Source organism: Candidatus Zixiibacteriota bacterium (genome assembly GCA_040753495.1).
GTDB lineage: Bacteria > Zixibacteria > MSB-5A5 > GN15 > PGXB01 > DYGG01.
This window is the reverse complement of record JBFMEF010000093.1, coordinates 1-16,776: the sequence shown is the minus strand read 5'-3', so window position 1 is coordinate 16,776 and position 16,776 is coordinate 1. Positions and strand designations below refer to the sequence as shown.

The 16,776-nt window shown below is 53.1% G+C and carries 19 protein-coding genes; 6 read left to right on the top strand and 13 right to left on the bottom strand.

From position 1 onward, the window contains the following. Positions 1–62: 62 nt before the first annotated feature. From AB1690_05910 to AB1690_05900, 3 genes are read right to left on the bottom strand one after another with little or no spacing between them, the layout of a single operon-like run. Positions 63–695, bottom strand: a complete 633-nt coding sequence (locus AB1690_05910; protein MEW6014838.1) for a hypothetical protein — start codon at positions 693–695, stop codon at positions 63–65. Positions 696–709: 14 nt separating this feature from the next. Continuing rightward, positions 710–1,423: a TPM domain-containing protein gene (locus AB1690_05905; GenBank protein ID MEW6014837.1), complete on the bottom strand. Its 714-nt coding sequence runs from the start codon at positions 1,421–1,423 to the stop codon at positions 710–712. Between the two features lie 26 nt (positions 1,424–1,449). Continuing rightward, positions 1,450–2,067, bottom strand: a complete 618-nt coding sequence (locus AB1690_05900) for a LemA family protein (GenBank protein ID MEW6014836.1) — start codon at positions 2,065–2,067, stop codon at positions 1,450–1,452. 270 nt (positions 2,068–2,337) lie between these two features. On the opposite strand from AB1690_05900, the gene AB1690_05895 reads away from it, so the two are divergent. Continuing rightward, entirely contained in the window at positions 2,338–4,611 is a 2,274-nt protein-coding gene (locus tag AB1690_05895; protein MEW6014835.1) for a protein kinase, read from the top strand. A 111-nt stretch (positions 4,612–4,722) separates the two neighbouring features. Here the strand turns inward: AB1690_05895 and AB1690_05890 are convergent, their stop codons facing one another. After that, complete coding sequence (locus tag AB1690_05890) at positions 4,723–5,130, bottom strand: Fur family transcriptional regulator (GenBank protein MEW6014834.1); 408 nt, start codon at positions 5,128–5,130, stop codon at positions 4,723–4,725. Between the two features lie 357 nt (positions 5,131–5,487). On the opposite strand from AB1690_05890, the gene AB1690_05885 reads away from it, so the two are divergent. Together AB1690_05885 and AB1690_05880 are read left to right on the top strand one after the other, a co-directional pair. Next, complete coding sequence (locus tag AB1690_05885; protein MEW6014833.1) at positions 5,488–6,453, top strand: hypothetical protein; 966 nt, start codon at positions 5,488–5,490, stop codon at positions 6,451–6,453. Then, positions 6,450–7,064, top strand: a complete 615-nt coding sequence (locus tag AB1690_05880; protein ID MEW6014832.1) for a hypothetical protein — start codon at positions 6,450–6,452, stop codon at positions 7,062–7,064. The genes AB1690_05885 and AB1690_05880 overlap by 4 nt, the downstream gene beginning before the upstream one ends. Positions 7,065–7,170: 106 nt before the next feature. Here AB1690_05880 and AB1690_05875 read toward each other — a convergent pair whose 3' ends face one another. The 9 genes from AB1690_05875 to dapA all read right to left on the bottom strand — a co-directional run bounded on the left by AB1690_05875 (position 7,171) and on the right by dapA (position 15,271). Next, positions 7,171–7,488, bottom strand: a complete 318-nt coding sequence (locus AB1690_05875; GenBank protein ID MEW6014831.1) for an RNA-binding protein — start codon at positions 7,486–7,488, stop codon at positions 7,171–7,173. A gap of 335 nt (positions 7,489–7,823) precedes the next feature. Beyond that, the gene (locus tag AB1690_05870; protein MEW6014830.1) at positions 7,824–8,276 is read right to left on the bottom strand and encodes a DinB family protein; all 453 of its coding nucleotides are present in this window, start codon (positions 8,274–8,276) and stop codon (positions 7,824–7,826) included. Positions 8,277–8,393: 117 nt separating this feature from the next. Then, on the bottom strand, positions 8,394–8,741 hold the full coding sequence (locus AB1690_05865) for a cupin domain-containing protein (GenBank protein ID MEW6014829.1): 348 nt from the start codon (positions 8,739–8,741) through the stop codon (positions 8,394–8,396). Positions 8,742–9,082: 341 nt separating this feature from the next. Next, positions 9,083–10,072 (bottom strand): 3,4-dihydroxyphenylacetate 2,3-dioxygenase, encoded by a 990-nt coding sequence (hpaD, locus tag AB1690_05860; GenBank protein ID MEW6014828.1) that lies wholly within the window; start codon positions 10,070–10,072, stop codon positions 9,083–9,085. Beyond that, positions 10,069–10,641, bottom strand: a complete 573-nt coding sequence (locus AB1690_05855; GenBank protein MEW6014827.1) for a flavin reductase family protein — start codon at positions 10,639–10,641, stop codon at positions 10,069–10,071. The genes hpaD and AB1690_05855 overlap by 4 nt, the downstream gene beginning before the upstream one ends. Beyond that, the gene (gene hpaB / locus AB1690_05850; protein ID MEW6014826.1) at positions 10,634–12,097 is read right to left on the bottom strand and encodes a 4-hydroxyphenylacetate 3-monooxygenase, oxygenase component; all 1,464 of its coding nucleotides are present in this window, start codon (positions 12,095–12,097) and stop codon (positions 10,634–10,636) included. Before hpaB ends, AB1690_05855 begins: the two co-directional genes overlap by 8 nt. A 20-nt stretch (positions 12,098–12,117) precedes the next feature. Then, on the bottom strand, positions 12,118–13,590 hold the full coding sequence (hpaE, locus tag AB1690_05845; protein ID MEW6014825.1) for a 5-carboxymethyl-2-hydroxymuconate semialdehyde dehydrogenase: 1,473 nt from the start codon (positions 13,588–13,590) through the stop codon (positions 12,118–12,120). 7 nt (positions 13,591–13,597) lie between these two features. Next, the gene (locus tag AB1690_05840) at positions 13,598–14,347 is read right to left on the bottom strand and encodes a fumarylacetoacetate hydrolase family protein (GenBank protein MEW6014824.1); all 750 of its coding nucleotides are present in this window, start codon (positions 14,345–14,347) and stop codon (positions 13,598–13,600) included. 12 nt (positions 14,348–14,359) lie between these two features. Beyond that, a complete protein-coding gene (dapA, locus tag AB1690_05835) occupies positions 14,360–15,271 on the bottom strand; it encodes a 4-hydroxy-tetrahydrodipicolinate synthase (protein MEW6014823.1) in 912 nt (303 codons plus the stop codon). A 92-nt stretch (positions 15,272–15,363) separates the two neighbouring features. Between dapA and AB1690_05830 the strand changes: the two genes are divergently transcribed. The 3 genes from AB1690_05830 to AB1690_05820 all read left to right on the top strand — a co-directional run. Next, on the top strand, positions 15,364–15,849 hold the full coding sequence (locus AB1690_05830; protein ID MEW6014822.1) for a DUF4396 domain-containing protein: 486 nt from the start codon (positions 15,364–15,366) through the stop codon (positions 15,847–15,849). Between the two features lie 143 nt (positions 15,850–15,992). After that, on the top strand, positions 15,993–16,577 hold the full coding sequence (locus AB1690_05825; protein ID MEW6014821.1) for a sigma-70 family RNA polymerase sigma factor: 585 nt from the start codon (positions 15,993–15,995) through the stop codon (positions 16,575–16,577). Continuing rightward, on the top strand, positions 16,574–16,776 hold a 203-nt coding region (locus tag AB1690_05820), incomplete at its 3' end, for a zf-HC2 domain-containing protein (GenBank protein ID MEW6014820.1). The genes AB1690_05825 and AB1690_05820, both read left to right, overlap by 4 nt.

The window sequence follows — 16,776 nt, the reverse complement described above, 5'->3', positions numbered from 1 at the left end:
CAATGACGTTTCGCTTCTTTTTCAATGCCCCGGAAGGACTGGGTGCTTAAAGAGGAGGATGGTTAATCGGCGCTTTTGGGACGGTCGGGAAATTCGTTGATATCGTCACTCTGTCGGGGGAAGTGTGCGGCAAGTTCTGTGCCGAGCATTGCGATGGCTTGAATGATTCCTTCGGCATGTTTTCCATCTTTCATCGCCTTTGCCACTATCGATTGGGGGCGATGCCAGTAATCATCAGGGACTTTGGAAGCGATTGCCTTGTCGGCGACAATTGCCGCTTGCTCTTCTGCCAGAGAGAGAAAAATCAGGATGGCAGTCTGGGCTCGCGATGACGGAATCTGGCGGAAATGTCGCAGGGCGCGTTTCCAGACAATTTGCTGACGTCTGCCGGCTCGTTTCAAAAATTGTCCCCAGCCAAAATAAGCGGCAACAAATCCGACACCGCCCCAGAGAAGAGCCTGGGTGGTATCGTAGTAAATACCCCAATTGTTCTCGCGAGTGAAAAACAGCGCCGCCACCATAGCGATAACCGCCGCCAGCGAAGAATGAATCAGTCTTTCAATCTGCCACTGTTTGGATTGGGAGGCAAGATGAACGACAATTTCGCCGCTGGTCTGCTGCTCAGCCTTTCGGACGGATGCTTCGATGGCGTCAAAATCTGCCTGTGAGAAATATTTATCCACTAAAGTAGCCATATTTGTCTTCTTTCCTACCAGCCGCCGCTGGCGCCGCCGCCTCCGGAGGAGCCGCCGCCGAAACTGAATCCGCCGCCGCTACTTCGGCCGCCGGAGGAACCGCCGCCGAAGCCGCCGATAAAAGGACCGCCGAATCGTCGGTCGATAATGCCGCGCCGACGAAGTATTGACAGAAGCACAAAGAAAATGATAAACCCCAGCGGTAACAACAGCGGGAAAAATGCTTCTTCTTCATCATTCTCCTGCCGGGGCGGATTATATTCGCCGCCGACCGCTTCGGCGATGCCATCAAGAGCGGCATTTATCCCTCCAGCGAAGTCACCGCGGCGGAAATGCTCCGCCATCGGCGAACTCCGGCTGACTATCCGCCCGGCTTCAAGGTCGGTCAGTTCCGACTCCAAGCCGTACCCGACTTCAAGACGGGTTTTCTTTTCCTCTATTGCTATCAGAAACAGAACGCCGTTGTCTTTGTCTTTACTTCCTATACCCCAGGCATTGAAGACGTCGTGGGCAAAATCCTCCAGCGACCGGTCGCCGAGATTAGGAACTATCAGAACTCCTATTTCAACGCCGGTCTGTTCGCGGTAACTGCGGGTTTTCGATTCGAGTTGCCTGATTTCATCACTGCTCAACAGTCCGGCGCGGTCATTTATCATCCCTTCATAAACAGGCAGGTCGGATTTGGCAAAGACCGATAAAGCCAACAGCAGGGCAAAGATTGTTTTCAAAAAATGTTTCAATCTACCGCTTCCGTTTATTCGTTTTTGAAGGCGTCTTTAACACTGGGGGCAGTCTGAGCTTCCGGCTGCGCCGCGAAAAACTGCTTCTCATACGGAAATCCAAAAATCGAGCCGGCGAGGAGAGCCTTGATGCCTCTCTGGCGATAGGTGTTGTATTCGCGGACAGCTTCATTGAATGTCCGCCGCTCCTGGGCGATACGGTTCTCGGTTCCTTCCAGTTGGGTCATCAGGTCGGCATAGAGCTGGTCGCCTTTGATTTGGGGGTACTGCTCCACCACCACGTTGATGAAAGAATTGAGCTGGCGAGACAGCTGCCCCGCGAGGGAGTCGAGAAGAGCCGGGTTCTGACTGCCGAGCGCATTTTCGGCCGATTCTTTCAGGTCGATTACCCGCTGGCGCATAGCGATAACCTCGGTCAGGGTCGCCTGCTGCCGCTGCATGAAATTGTCGACACTTGCCACCAGGTTGGGGACAAGGTCAAAACGGCGCTGGTAAACATTCTGCACCTGCGCCCATTTTTCATCGACACTCTGGGTGCGGTCAATCAGCCCGGCTCGGCCTGACCAGACCCAACCTCCGATTGCCAGGACCAGCAGAAGTAGAACTACTATTACAATGCCAAAAACTTTCATTGATTTCTCCTTTCTCAGATACGGATACGCGGCGGGGCGCCAGATGTTACGCAAATCGGTACTTGTCGGCAAAATCTTGAACCGGCGTCGCCAGAGCCAAATTGAACATTTAATACCCTGTAGCGCAACAATAAAATCGAGAAATTTGTCGAGAGCGAAATTTCTCAGGCGGAAACGAGCCGGGGTAAAAGGTTGAAAATACGGGGAAGCGCAATCTCTATTGATTTTCCGGGCAGGGATTCGTATAACAATTAATCTTCTGGAATATTTATGACAGATGACCCGACCCGCACATATGCTGTTCTGACCTCCGGGGCGCAGGTAGCGCAGTACCGGATTGTAAAGCTGCTTGGCTCCGGCGGCATGGGGGAGGTTTACCTGGCGCAGGATACCCGGTTAGATAGAGAGGTAGCGCTCAAGTTTCTCTCTCAGCCGCTGTCACTGGAGCCGGAAGCGCGTCTTCGCTTTCTCCGGGAGGCGCAGGCCGCGGCGCGATTGGCTCATCCAAATATTGTCACTGTGCATGAGGTGGCTGAATTTGACGGACGGCCTTATTTTGTGATGGAACATCTGGAGGGGCAGTCGTTGCGGGAGTTTGCTGCCGGGAAAGCGCTTCCTGTCGAAAAAGCGCTCGATATCGCGGGGCAGCTTTGTGAGGGGTTGATCGCCGCTCACAGCAAAGGGATAGTGCATCGCGACCTGAAACCGGGCAACATCATTATTGACCCGCAGGGAAGAGTCCGGATTGTCGATTTCGGACTGGCTGCGGTCAAAGGAGGGGAGCATCTCACCCGGAGCGGTTCCACCCTCGGGACAATTGGTTATATGTCGCCGGAGCAGGTTTTGGGGAAAGAGATTGACCATCGCAGCGACCTCTTCTCGGCAGGCATCGTTCTATATGAATTGCTTACCGGGAGGAATTTTTTCCGGCGCGATGGGGATGCGGCGACATTGCACGCCATTGTCCATGACCAGTTATCGTTTCCGGTTGAATCAATGGGGGAAATCTCAACTTCTTTGGAACGTCTACTGACAAGGCTTTTAGAGAAAGAACCCGAGAACCGTTTTCCATCGGCGCTGGAACTTCGCGCGGAATTGGCGGCGGCGCGGCGTGAGATGGAAAGCGGTGCGGCGAAAAGAACGGCGGCGCCTTCAATCGCGGTTTTACCCTTTGCCAATCTGAGCGCCGATGCCGACCAGGATTATTTTTGTGATGGGGTCTCGGAAGATATTATTAGCGATTTAAATCAGATTCCCGGGATACGGGTAGTAGCGCGCACCTCGGCTTTTGCTTTCCGTGGATACTCCGGCGATATTCGCGAAGCAGGGCGTAAACTGGGGGTGGGATATGTTCTGGAGGGGTCGGTGCGCAAAGCGGGACAGAGAGTGCGGGTGACCGCCCAGTTAATTGAAATCGCCAGCGGGTATCATCTCTGGTCTGAACGGTATGACCGGGAATTGTCCGATATTTTTGCCATACAGGATGATATCTCGCGGGCGATTGTCGATAAACTGAAACTGGAACTGGGGAGGCGGGAGTTGGGACGTCGGGCGGCGAAGGACATCCCGATGGAGGCGTATCAACTTTACAGCCGGGCCCGATATGAATTGAATAAGCGTTCCGTTGAAGCGCTTCGTCAGGCGCTGCAGTTGTTGCTGGAATGTTTGAAACTGGCACCGGATTATCCGCTGGCGCATGCCGGGCTGGCCGACGCCTATTTTCTTCTATTTGCATATGATGCCATGCCGCCGCGCGATGCCATCGCCCGCGCTCGTATCGCGGCGCAACATGCCCTGGAGCTTGATGACCATCTGGCGAACCCCCACGCCACGCTCGGAGGAATTCATACCTACTACGACTGGGCATGGAGCGATGCCGAAAGGGAATTCCGACGGGCGATTGAGCTCAGTCCGGGAGATGCCACCGCCCATCAGTGGTACGGAGAGCTGCTTTCGTACATGGCGCGGACGGAGGAAGCTGAAGAGCAACTTCGTATCGCCTTGCAGATTGACCCGCTTTCGGCAATCGTGCTGACCATGTACGGCTGGCATTATATTCGTCACTCCCGCTTTGACCAGGCGGGCGACTATCTGAATCGGGCGATGGCGCTTCATACCACCAATGACTTCACCTATGCCCTTGCCGGCTGGAGTCAGATTGCGCTGGGGAACTGGGAGGAAGGGTTGCGACATATCCAGACGAGTCGAGAAATTTCTGATAACAGCGTGATGAGCCTGACATTTCTGGCGCTGGCTCATGACTTAAAAGGTGACAAGACGACCGCGCGGGACCTGCTGGAGCAACTGCTGCATCGTCAGGAGAAAGAATATGTTCCGCAACCATATCTGGCGGCGCTTCATTTCATATTGGGCGACGAACAAGCGGCTCTCCGCTGTTTGCAAGAAGGGCTGCGCCGTCGCGACTCGGAACTGATATTCACGGCGGTGATGCCTTACTATGCCGCCCTGCAGAAGCATCCGAAAATCGGGGCGCTTATTGCCGTGCTCGGTCTGCCCGATGCCTCACTCAAGAAGCCTGCATAATGGAAGTCGATACGTTTCTCTCATCACATCTATTTAGAATGAACGAGACAAAGATAATAGAGGGCTGGATTGTCTTGTAAGCAGATGGACCTGGATAATGCCGGTGTCATTTCAAGAAGATTTATTTCTTTTCTTTCGTCCCCGCATAATCACCTGGAATTCGTGAATCTCAAATTCTTTCAGTGACTTTTCGCCCGTTACTTTGACCGCTTCCCAGGGGATATCAGAGACCTGCCCCGTTTCTTCATCGATGAAATGGTGATGCCGGTCAATGTTGGAGTCGAAGATAACGGTTCCTTCCTTGAGAAGTTGAGTCTTAACCAGCCCCTTCTCCGCCATAAGATTCAGAGTGTTGTAAACGGTAGCGCGAGAGATAGTGGGGCATTTGCGCCGGACATTCTCCAGAACCTGGTCGGCTGAAGGGTGCGCCCGCGAGCCGAGAATGAAGTCTGCCACGGCCAGACGTTGCGGTGTCGGCTGAATGCCGCGGCGTCGCAGAAGGGCAACGAGGTCAATCATCGATTTAGATTAAGTCTAAAATGGGAGTTCATCATCTCTTTTCCGTATCTCATTTCCGATTTGATACAAAGTTTCTGACAAAATTACGAGGCGGAGGCGCGGAAAGATAGGGCGGTGGATTCGGAAAAACCGGAAAGTTTTGCGGCGGCCGGAATGATTTTTGCGCTAATGGTATGGCGGTAAGGCATAAGTTCTTCTCTCCGGAAGAATTGTGCCGCGGGATGAAGGGATTATGACCGCGCCTTTCAGAGTCTGTTGTTAGTAAGATGCAACAGCTTGCAGAAAGAAATTGAAAACCTCTGCAAGAAGTCTTGCAGAGAAGAGAGTTAATTAATTGTCGGGAAGTGAGATTTTGATATGATAAGAGCGACATCTCTGGTAGTAGGGCTGATGATTATCCTGATTGGCCAGGCTGTCGGTCAGGAGATTTTGATTCCGGATTTTCCGCTGGGGATTGGCGGAAGTGTCGGTCCGGAGCAGTTCAAGCCGTTTCAGGCGGAGTTGAAAGCGGTTGCCGATACCCTGCAGAAATACCGTCTGGCGCGGGCGATTATCACGGGAGAAGCGGACGGCGAGCGGTTCTGGCATAATCATGACGCCCAGAATCCCGGAGTGGCGCTGGGTCGGGCGCATGTCCTTCGAAACCTGCTGATTGAAGAATATGGCGTGGCGCCTTCCCAAATAGTTATTCAATCGCGGGAGTCAAAAAAGAGCGGCTCGGAATTCCGCAGTGTGAGTCTTCGCATAGATAGAACGCTTGCCGACCTGGAGAATCGTCTGCAGGAACTGGAGTCGCGTCCGCCGGTGGAGCGTCATTTCACCGAGGTTAAAGAGACGCCGGCGCCTCCGGCGAGCCTTGAGGAAAATTTTGGGGTGCAGTTGGGTCTGGGCGTTTCAACCACCCCCTTCGGCGGAGTGCCGGTGGCAACGGCGGCATTGACCTGGCGGCGGGTGATTTATCTGGAAGCGATTGTCGGGCATACTTTCTGGAACGGTTCCTTCCGTTTCGGAAATGATGAACTCGACACCAAACGTCGCCTGATAGGCGGACGACTTATTTATTATCCATTGAATAGAATTCCGCTCGGTTTAGTCGGAGGATGGACGCGGATGGAAGAAATCTCTCAAGAATATTATGAATATACTCGTCTCTCCGAGGGGGTTATGCTGGGACTGCGTTACAACCCCGTCCGTTTTCTTTCCCTGACGGCGGCGTATCATCCGGCGAAGAGCCGCCACGCTGAAGAAGCGTTGTCCGATTTCGACAGTGACCAGTTCCTGGCTTACCTGACCGCGCATCTGGACTTTGGAGGTGGCAAGTGAAAAGGCTGATTCTTTTTGCGGCAACCATGCTTCTTTTGGGCGCTGCCCAATCCCTGATGAATTGCGCTGACCCGCTGGAAAGTCCGCAGGGCAGAATTCTTAATCCGCCTGTTCCGGGGGATACCGTGTACGTCGTCGATACGGTTGTAATAATTGATACTATCGGTACGGTTGATACCGTGACTATAATCGACACGATAAGCACCATTGACACCGTGATGATAATCGACACCGTCGGAACCACTGACACGGTGTTGATAATCGACACGGTGATAGTGATTGACACCGTAACGGTCGAAGTCCCGACGCTGGATTCGCAGTTTGTCTGCGCCCGGCTTTCCTGTAATCAGAAAGAGATAGTCTGGTTACTGCGCAACCAGGCGGGGTTATATCGTTTGGAATTCGCCGGCGAAGTGGAAAGCGACCAGCCGGTTCAAACGGTGAAAATCGATATCGACGGAGAAGAATATCTCTGGAATCCGGCGGCCGAGGCGGAGTTTATAAAAGAATTGACGCTGGCCAGGAATGCGACTATTAGAATTACCCCCAAGAAACCGCCGGCGTTCGGGCACGCCATTGATATCTGCCTGAAGATAGTGGCGCTCGACTGAGCAGCTGTAAAAATCAGAGCGTACAAATAAGAAAGGGACCGGAAAATATCCGGTCCCTTTTGGCATTTACCCGCTTCGACTTGAAGAGGGGGCTAATGGAACGCTGTTAGAAGCGTCTGTTGCCGCCGCCACGATTGCCGCCGCCGAAATTGCGGCCGCGACCGCCGCCGCCACCGCCATCGGTGCGCGGGCGGGCCTCGTTGACATTGAGTGACCGGTCACGCAGCTGCTTGCCATTCAAGCCGCTGATAGCCGCCAGCGCCTCTTCCTTTGAGGACATTTCAACAAAGCCAAATCCGCGCGATTCGCCGCTGAATTTGTCCTTGATGATGTTCACTGATGTCACCTGCCCAAAGCCTTCAAAAGCCTGACGAAGATCGTCTTCGGTGGCGTCGGTTGACAGATTGCCTACGTAGATATTCATTCTACACTCCAGATTTGTTTATCTCTCGGGGTCCTTTTCTCAAGGTCACTCGTCCGCTTTTGCGGGAAGATAAACGGTTCCTTGCGCACTATTGCGCTGGTCTCCATACTTTAGATTTTCGACAAGAGATTGAATTACTGATACAAACCTTGAGAAAAATTTGCGAAGGAGATCCTTTACGTTATTTCAATATATCGACATAATTTCTAATGTCAATAGCTATTTCAACGAAATTTCTGCCGCTAAGTTCCCGGAATAATTCGATAACCAAGATACCGCCTGGCTCCGGCTTCAACTTCCGGCCGGCCGACCAGTCAAAGTTTTCAGTCGAATCATCACTTTCTAAGCAGGGCGATTTGACCGGTGTGATACAAAGTATGCTGGATAATTCCCTGCAACTGGAAATAGATAGTGTAGGCGCCGCCGGTCAGATTGTCGGAGAGGCGGGCGTCCGGCAACTGCTTGACGGTATCTTCAAGAAGAATCTGGTTGTTCTCCAGAATCTGCAATGTCTCTTTCCAGGCTTGGGGACCTTTTTTCTTCAGGGCGGGCCAATCCTGCTCATCGGTAAGATTAAGTTTTTCCCCTTCGATTCGTCGCCGCGCGGCATCCAGCCAGGCGTTTACATGCAAGACTATTTCCCAGATACTGTGAGCATTGCGCAGCGGTTTGGAGGCCGCCTTTACGGCGCTGACCCCACTCAGGACGTCTTTAAGGGAGGGACCATGCCAGGCATCGCCCCAGTAGGAGCGGTGCAGCTGGTCGTGCAACCGAACCACCTCAGTCATAATGGACTCCTTCTGTCAAGTTATGAAACTCTAAAATTCCATACGACCGAATTGACGTCAGGTTACATCGGAGCGAGGAAATGTGAAATTATTGACACAGTCTCCAAGGTCCCCGGGTTATTTTTTGCGTTTTGTCCAGAAATCAAAAGAGCGACCGGGGACAAAAATATCCAGCCCCACCGACGGGGTCGGCAGCGGATTGGTCACCACATGACTTTCATTGCCGGGGATATAGACGGCGTCCCCTTCCCCCAGGTCCGCTTTTTCGGAATCAGTTATTACCGAGATTTTGCCTTTGAGCACGACCAGTACCTGGGCGCTGGGATGCTCGTGTTTCGGCGAGGAATGCCCCGGCGGTTTGATGAAATGTTCTATGGAGATATCTTTCTGGTTGCAGAGACTGACTCGTTTCCAATCTTTCTCCGGTTCGTAACTTTCACCCTCTTTGAGTCGAATTACTTTCATTTTCTGCTTTTCCTTTCGCTGTTTCTTTAAACTGCGGGGAAATATATGAGAATTTTGGGCAGAGTTCCATAGCCGGTGTAGCGAGTTTTGGCTGGTGTCGGGAAGGGATTTCCAACAGCGCGGTAGAGAGATATCAAGAGATGTAGAGACTTGCTGGGCGGGAATTACGGGCAGATGTGGACTCCGCCTTAAGCGGAGCCGCGCACAGCTTCGCCAGACGCTAATGCCGTCACGGCTCGCAATGACGATGGCGATTGGTAGAGATTGCTTCGCCACAGATTAAAGGCCGGCACGGCATTAGATAGTCGGTGTGATTTGTGTGTTATGTCTGCTCGGGCAGATTAAATGACATAACTGGGACGATGGCTCAAAAGCGCCTCGGCGGTAGGCATAAACTCATCGGTCAAGACGTCTTTTACCAGTGATGCCTCATCAAACCAACTCTTCGGCGGGATATGCCCCCAGAATGTCTGGCGCATCGGATTGTCGATATTCCAGCGAACCGGAGGGCGGTTCCATTCGGTGATAAGATAATCGCCGGTATAGATTTCGATACGATTGCCGTCGGGGTCGCGCAGATAAAGAAAGAAGGCGTTGCTGATGCCGTGCCGTCCGGGTCCCCGTTCGATGTTTTTGGTGAAGCCGGATGCCGCCAGAACATCGCAGGCGTCGAGAATGCTGACCCGGTCGCTTGCCCAGAAACCGATATGATGGAGACGGGGCCCGATGCCGTTCATGAGGGCGATATCGTGGACATTCTGTTTGCGATGGAGCCAGACTGCCCAGGGACGAGGGGGATTCTCTCTGGTGTCGGTCAACTCGGAGCAATGAAAGCCGAGTTTCCCGGTGTACCATTCATACGACCTGGCGACATCACGCACCATGCAATTGAAATGGTCGATGCGCATAACGCGGGCGCCGCGATGATGACGGAATTTCTGGAGATACCAGTCGCGCTGCTCAATCTGGCAGAAGAATTCGAGGGGTATGCCGCCGGGGTCCTGAAGACGAAGGGCTTTTCCCTTGCCCGGTTGAGCGGCGGCATCGAGCCAACGGTAAGGGAGTTTATCTATTTCAGCGCGACGGGCAAGAGATTCGAGGTCACGCTCCGTTTCGACTTTGAAACTGATTGCAGCCAGTCCGGGAGCCTCGGCTTTGCGCAGTACCAGAGAATATCTGTCGCGCTCTTCCAGTCCGCCGAGGTACAGGGCGGAACCGGTTTCCTCAATCAAGAGGAATCCGAGAGCGTTACAGTAGAATTCGCGGGCGGCATCAAGGTCGGTGACAAGGAATTCGGCGATAGCGGAACGAAGGATGTTGAAATTGGTCATTGGTTTTCCCATGGGTCATAAAAGATTTGAGGTATGTTGGAAAGCGGCTCCCATGTGTCCGGGGCAGGGGCAATCGGCTGGGCGCCGAGAGTATGGTAACTGCCGCCGAAGACCAGCAGCGGCTCGGTCGAATTTTCGTTTATGTACAAGTCTTCCACTTTTCCAATGACAATCCAATGGTCGCCCCCTTCGGTAATATTGGCGAGCGAGCAGAGAACCGCCGCCAGGCAATTATTGAGACGTTTCCCCTGTTTCCACGGTTCGATTTGAAAGTCCACTTTCTTCCCTGTTTTGATGCCGGCAAAATAGTTGGAGAGCGCTTCCTGATGAGCGCCCAGGAAATTAATGCTGAAATATTTTGCCTTCTGCACCAGTTCCGCTGTTCGGGAACCTTTCTTAACGCAGATAAGAATCAGCATCGGGTCGAGGGAAAGTGAGGAGACGGCATTGGCGGTCATCCCGTGCACATCGCTGTCGGCTTCGGTGAGCATGACCGTAACTCCGGTGGCAAATAGCCCCATGGTTCTGCGGAAGGCAGAGGGAGTGATATTTGAACTATTCTCAGTCATCAGTACAGGGATTTTCAATATTTTCTTTGAGGAACTGGCGAATCCGCTCCATATATTCGTCACGGCTGTGGGCACTAAAGAGGGCGCCGGCCATTCTGACCGGGTCGCCGAAGAAGAACCGCTCGTAGAGCACCTGTCGGGTTGCGAAAGCGGAAACAGAGGCATCCCAGGCAAGGCGAAAGAGAGGAATCCGCTCCTGGGCCTCGAGGCGGGCTGCTTTGAAATACTGTTTAATCTCGTCCCGGAGGGGACCATTGATATCGGCGGCAGTCGGCACGGCGACCAGACCGCTGGCGCCGAGTTGCTGGATAATCGATATCAGATTAGGATAGAGGAGGGGGAAGAAATTTCGGGCGGCATCAAGCGGGTCCCAGGCCGGGCGCATGACACCGTAACTGTCGAGGGCGGCATCCTCTTCGGCGGCACGGAGGAACGCTCTCATTGCTTCCATCACCACCCAGATGTCGCGAACTTTCTCGTGGACGTGCTGGATTTTTTCGATGCCGATGGCATCTATCATGAGTGACGCCAATCCCAGCAGGAATTCGGTCTTGGCGATATTCTTGACCACCACCTGATGCGACATATGAACCACGGCGCCGGTGGCGGCATACGCCTGATTGCAGCGGTCGACGTCGCGGAGCATGAAGACCCGCTCCCAGGGGACGAAGACGTCCTCGAATATCACCACCGCATCCTGTTCTTCGAACCGGGAGCCGAGCGGATGGTCATAATGGTTTCGTCCGTAATCGACAGTCTCACGGCAGAGAAATTTCAAGCCTTTCGTGTCGCAGGGGATGGCGAAGGCAAAAGCGTATGGGGCATCTTCATCGCCGCTTTTGAGAAGCGTTGACGGGAAGACCATGATTTCATCGGCGATTGGCAGAGTCGCCAGCATTCTGGCGCCGCGGATGATAAGGCCGTCATCCCGCTCTTCTTTAATTCGTGCCGCCAGAAAGGGGTCGCTTTGTCCGGCGGGACCAACGGCGCGGTTGGACTGGGGATTGATAAGAGTATGTGTCAAACTGAGATCATTTTCCCGCATAAAGCGGTGATAATTCATAGCGTTATCGCCGAAACGGGGGTCGGCTTGCGCCAGAAATTGCGCGCCGCCGGAATAAGCGCTGATAGCGCGGTTGAGGTAATCGGGGGAGCGACCCATCATGCCAAAAGAAAAATCAGCCCAGCGCTTCATCATTTTTGAAATCGATTTTAGTTCCTCTCTGGTGCGGGGAATCATGAACGACCGGCCCACTTTTTGACCGCTGTCGGGAGAGTCGAACAGCATCTCGTCGGGGAATTGCCACTGGAGGTCATACAATCCGGCAAGACTGCGGGCGCCGTTTCGAAACCCTTCGTGGGCGGTCACATCAACTACTCTTTCACCGCGATGCCAAATCTCGTGGGGATGCTCTCTTAATTTTGTAAGAACTTCTTCGCCTCGTCTGGCGCCCATCTTTAATCTCCCTCAGTTAGTCAGATTCCGATTTTCGGGATATGATGTTCCCCGGTTGGTATTTGAACCGATTTGGTGTCGAAATAAAACTCTTCAAAGCTCCATCGTCCCCCTTCGCGGCCTATACCGCTGAATTTACTTCCCCCAAACGGCAGCCGCAGGTCGCGGACATTGTGCGAATTAATCCAGACCATGCCGCATTCGAGGGCCTCGGCAAGGCGATGCGCTCGCGCCATGTCATTGGTCCAGATATAGCCGGCTAAGCCATATTTAATGTCGTTGGCAAGCCGAATCGCCTCCTCTTCGCTCTCGAACGGGATAACCGCCAAGACCGGCCCGAAGACCTCTTCCTGAGCAATCCGCATTTCGTTTTTCACGTTCAGGATAAGGGTGGGGGCGAAATAGTTCCCTTTTTCGAAGCCGGGGGGGCGGTCGCCGCCGAGCGCAATCTCGGCGCCCTCGCTGCGGGCGATATCGATATAACGGCGCACGCGCTGCCAGTGCTCGGGATGAATAAGCGGTCCGATTTCGGTGGAGATATCATCCGGGTCGCCGACTTTGATTTTGCCGACTCGCTCTTTTAATTTCTCAACAAATTGGTTAAATATTTTTTTGTGCAATAACAGTCGCGAATTGGCAGTGCAGCGCTCGCCATTAAGACTGTAAATCTGCCAGGTGATGCCATCAAGGGCGCGGTCAATATCGGCATCCGAAAAAACAATAGCAGGCGACTTGCCCCCCAGTTCCATGCTGAATCGCTTTAAGGTCGAGGCGCCATTACGGATAATTTCCATACCGGTGGCGGTTTCGCCGGTGAAGGAGATAAGTTGCACCTCGGGATGCGCCACCAGCGGGGCGCCGGCGGTTTCGCCGAAGCCGTGCACAAGGTTGAAAACACCGGCCGGCAGGTCGGCTTCCTGAATTATCTGCGCCAGTTTATCGGCCGAGAGGGGAGACCACTCCGCCGGTTTCAGCACCACGCAATTTCCCGAGGCGAGCGCCGGGGCTACTTTCCAGGTCTCGAGCATGAAAGGTGTATTCCAGGGGGTAATAAGACCGGCGACTCCGACCGGACGGTAGGTGACATAATTGTGCCAGCCGTCACCTTTGAAAGATTTTCCTTCCAGCAATTTGAGTTGCTCGGCGAAGAAATAGAAATTCTCCGCCGCTCGCGGAATGGCGCTTCCGGTAATCTGCTTGCGGGGGATGCCGGTATCGATGATTTCCAGTTCGGCAATCTCATCGGCATGTTTGATAATCAGGTCGCCGATATGGCGGATTTTTCGGGAGCGAATTTCCACCGGCATCTTCGACCAGACTCCCGAATCAAACGCCAATCGCGCCGCCCTGACAGCGGCATCGATATCGTCGGATTTGCCTGATGCAGCATGACCAATGGTTTCATTGGTAACCGGAGTCAGAATATCGAACTTCCCGCCATCTCTTGATTCGAGAAACCGGTTATTGATGAAATGCTTTGTGTAATATCTCATACTAATTCTATAACTTTGGTCCCAGGACAATCTTCGATTCGAGCGCGCCGATGCCGTCAATCTCAATACGGATAATATCGCCGGGATAGATATGAGAAATCCCTTTGGGAGTGCCGGTCCAGATCTGGTCGCCCGGCTCGAGGGTCATAATCATCGAGATATGCTCTATCAGTTCCGGAAGAGAGAAGATCAAATTGCGAGTGTTTCCTTCCTGACGCAACTGTCCGTTGACAAATGTCCGCAGTGACATATCGGACGGGTCCGGGGCTTCATCGGGCGTGACCATATAAGGTCCAACCGGACCGAAAGTGTCCCACCCCTTGGCAATGAGAGGGGGGCGAAAATATTTGCCGATTTTGTCGCGGACGGTGATATCGTTGCCGATAGTGTAACCGGCGACAACATCAAGGGCGTTGGCGGCTTTGACAGCGCGGCATCTCTTGCCGATTATCGCCACCAGTTCCGCTTCATAGTGCATATACGCGCTTCCCGGCGGCATGAGAACCTTGCCCTTATGACCGATTAGAGAGGTTGAGGGTTTGATGAAAATTGCCGGAAGTTCCGGTTTTTCGAGTTTAAGTTCCTCGGCATGGTCGGCGAAATTGAGAGCGATGCCGATTATCTTTTGCGGCTCGGATGGCGGCAGCCAGACTGCTTCCTCGGGATTGTACCGGACGCCGTCGGTACCGACCAGTTCGCCGTCTTCAAAGGTACCGTTGATAATTCTTCCCTGGGCTGCCCAGCGCGCGAGTTTCATTCGGAATAACTTTCAATCATTATTGATAAGGTTGTAAGTCTTGAGTACTTTCTTGAGGCGTTCCTGATTGTGAGGTGACATTGCTGTCAGCGGAAGACGCACCTCCGGGTCGAGCTTGCCCATCCATCCCAGGGCGGTCTTAACCGGCACCGGATTGATTTCATAGAAGACCGCTTCATTAAGGGGGGTAAGGTAAAAATGAAGGGCGCGGGCATCATCCCATTTCCCCTGCTGAGTGAGATTGTAGAGCAGCGCCATTTTATCCGGCAAGAGATTGGCGGTGGCGCTGATAAAACCGGCGCCGCCGATGGTGAGAATCGGGAAACAGAGAAGTTCTATGCCGGAGTAAACCAGGAAATCGCGTCCGGCGCGATGAAGCAGAAGATTGATATGCTCGAAATCTTTATTGGCTTCCTTTATGCCGACAATATTGGGGCAGGATTCTCTCAAGCGCAGGACAGTCTCAATCTCAAGGTTAATTGCGGCGCGCCCCGGAATATTGTAGAGGATGACGGGGAGAGCAAGGTTTGACGCGATAGCGCGAAAATATTGATAAAGCCCTTCCTGGCTGGGACGGACATAGTAAGGGGTGATGACCAGAACGGCATCGGCGCTCAGTTTTTCGGCGTATCGCGAAAGTTCCAGGGTCTCCTCCAGATTATTGCTTCCGGTAGCCGGCACAAAAGCGATACGATTATTTATCGCTTCGCTCACAATCTCGAACACCCGTTTGCGCTCGTCATGAGAAAGAGAACTCGGTTCGCCGGTTGTGCCGGTGACCGAGATGCCGTGCGAACCGGAAGCAATCTGCCAGTCAACCAGTCGTTGCAGACTGCCTTCGTCAATACATCCGTTGCGAAACGGCGTCACCAGCGGCACTATGGAACCATGAATCATTTCTATAATTTTCCCTGAAAATCGCATATCTTACGGGATTAAAATGGATTAGTTTGACCCAATATGGCATTATTGAGTGGGGTCAACAATTTCCCGTGAGAATCCGTATAAGTAGCGATATGGAAAATCATCACGCTCACCACGGCGCCAAAGAGCAGGCGGTCTCGATGAATCGTCTGGCTCTAAGCGCTACCGTACATTGTCTCACCGGCTGCTCTATCGGGGAAGTGCTGGGGATGGTAATTGGTACGGCGGCAGGGATGGAGAATTGGACGACGATTATCTTATCGGTTATACTTGCTTTCATTTTCGGGTATTCCTTGACCCTTTTGCCGCTGCTTCGAGCGAGGGTTGACCTTAAGACCGCCCTGGGGCTGGCGCTGGCGGCAGATACCCTCTCCATTGTCATAATGGAAATTGTCGATAACGGGATAATGCTGGTGATTCCGGGGGCGATGGACGCCGGTTTGAGCCAACCCCTTTTCTGGGGAAGTCTTCTGTTGTCATTGATTCTTGCCGGTGTCGCCGCTTATCCGGCTAACCGCTGGTTGATAATGCGCGGCGCCGGACATGTACGGGTGCTGCAGTATCACCGTCATCATTGATATCAACTCGCCATAGGGGTATCTTCAAAGACAAGATTTCTCCCAACTAATCGCTTGAGTTATAACTGATTCTCTCATTAATTGGGGCTGCGGAATAAAAATTTTGCGAGATTGCCGAATCGTTTTGCGGAAGCGGTTATCTAATGGATGAAAGAGAACTGGTAGCCCGGGCGCAGGGCGGCGACTATGACGCCTTCACCCGGCTGGTGGAAAAATATGAGCGGCAGCTTTTTGCGGTCGCCAAAAGAATGACCCGCAATCAGCAGGATGCCGAAGATATTTTGCAGGAGACCCTTCTGAAAGCGATTGACAATATCGATAAGTTCCGCGGCGAAAGTTCGTTTGGCACCTGGCTTTATTCTATCGCGCTGAACCAGGGAAGGGCGCATCTTCAGAAAGAAAAACGCTCGGAGATAAGGTCGCTGGAGGAATTTCTGCCGGTGCGCGACCATGAAGCGCACGGGAATGCGGCGCTGTCGGAGTGGCGCGACCCGCATACTGTCATGGAAAGGGCGCAGATTCGAGATTTCCTGGAAAGCGCCATCGATAAGCTGCGGGCGGAGTATTCGATACCGTTTATTCTAAGGTATCATGAGGATATGAGTGTCAAGGAGATTGCCGAAGTGATGAAACTTTCGGAGGCGGCGGTGAAATCGCGGATACTGCGGGCGCGGCTTTTCCTGCGCGACAAACTTGATGCTCTTCTGAAAGTCGAGACACCAAAATGAAAGACTGTTCCACATATATATCCAACCTTTGCGATTATATTGATGGCGACCTGGAGCCGGAACTCTGTAAGCAGATTGAGGCTCATCTGGGGGAATGCCCCGACTGCAAGGTGATGCTCGATACGCTGCGCCAGACGGTGAAAATCTGCCGCGAGGATGGCCGCTGCGAGGAACTTCCGGAGGAACTCTCCCGCCGCAT

Coding starts and splice junctions, on each gene's coding strand:
- AB1690_05885 (MEW6014833.1), top strand. CDS start 5,488: ATGATAAGAGCGACATCTCTGGTAGTAGGGCTGATGATTATCCTGATT.
- AB1690_05890 (MEW6014834.1), bottom strand. CDS start 5,130: ATGATTGACCTCGTTGCCCTTCTGCGACGCCGCGGCATTCAGCCGACA.
- AB1690_05830 (MEW6014822.1), top strand. CDS start 15,364: ATGGAAAATCATCACGCTCACCACGGCGCCAAAGAGCAGGCGGTCTCG.
- hpaD (MEW6014828.1), bottom strand. CDS start 10,072: ATGACCAATTTCAACATCCTTCGTTCCGCTATCGCCGAATTCCTTGTC.
- AB1690_05840 (MEW6014824.1), bottom strand. CDS start 14,347: ATGAAACTCGCGCGCTGGGCAGCCCAGGGAAGAATTATCAACGGTACC.
- AB1690_05865 (MEW6014829.1), bottom strand. CDS start 8,741: ATGAAAGTAATTCGACTCAAAGAGGGTGAAAGTTACGAACCGGAGAAA.
- hpaE (MEW6014825.1), bottom strand. CDS start 13,590: ATGAGATATTACACAAAGCATTTCATCAATAACCGGTTTCTCGAATCA.
- AB1690_05855 (MEW6014827.1), bottom strand. CDS start 10,641: ATGACTGAGAATAGTTCAAATATCACTCCCTCTGCCTTCCGCAGAACC.
- AB1690_05895 (MEW6014835.1), top strand. CDS start 2,338: ATGACAGATGACCCGACCCGCACATATGCTGTTCTGACCTCCGGGGCG.
- AB1690_05910 (MEW6014838.1), bottom strand. CDS start 695: ATGGCTACTTTAGTGGATAAATATTTCTCACAGGCAGATTTTGACGCC.
- AB1690_05870 (MEW6014830.1), bottom strand. CDS start 8,276: ATGACTGAGGTGGTTCGGTTGCACGACCAGCTGCACCGCTCCTACTGG.
- AB1690_05825 (MEW6014821.1), top strand. CDS start 15,993: ATGGATGAAAGAGAACTGGTAGCCCGGGCGCAGGGCGGCGACTATGAC.
- hpaB (MEW6014826.1), bottom strand. CDS start 12,097: ATGGGCGCCAGACGAGGCGAAGAAGTTCTTACAAAATTAAGAGAGCAT.
- dapA (MEW6014823.1), bottom strand. CDS start 15,271: ATGCGATTTTCAGGGAAAATTATAGAAATGATTCATGGTTCCATAGTG.
- AB1690_05900 (MEW6014836.1), bottom strand. CDS start 2,067: ATGAAAGTTTTTGGCATTGTAATAGTAGTTCTACTTCTGCTGGTCCTG.
- AB1690_05875 (MEW6014831.1), bottom strand. CDS start 7,488: ATGAATATCTACGTAGGCAATCTGTCAACCGACGCCACCGAAGACGAT.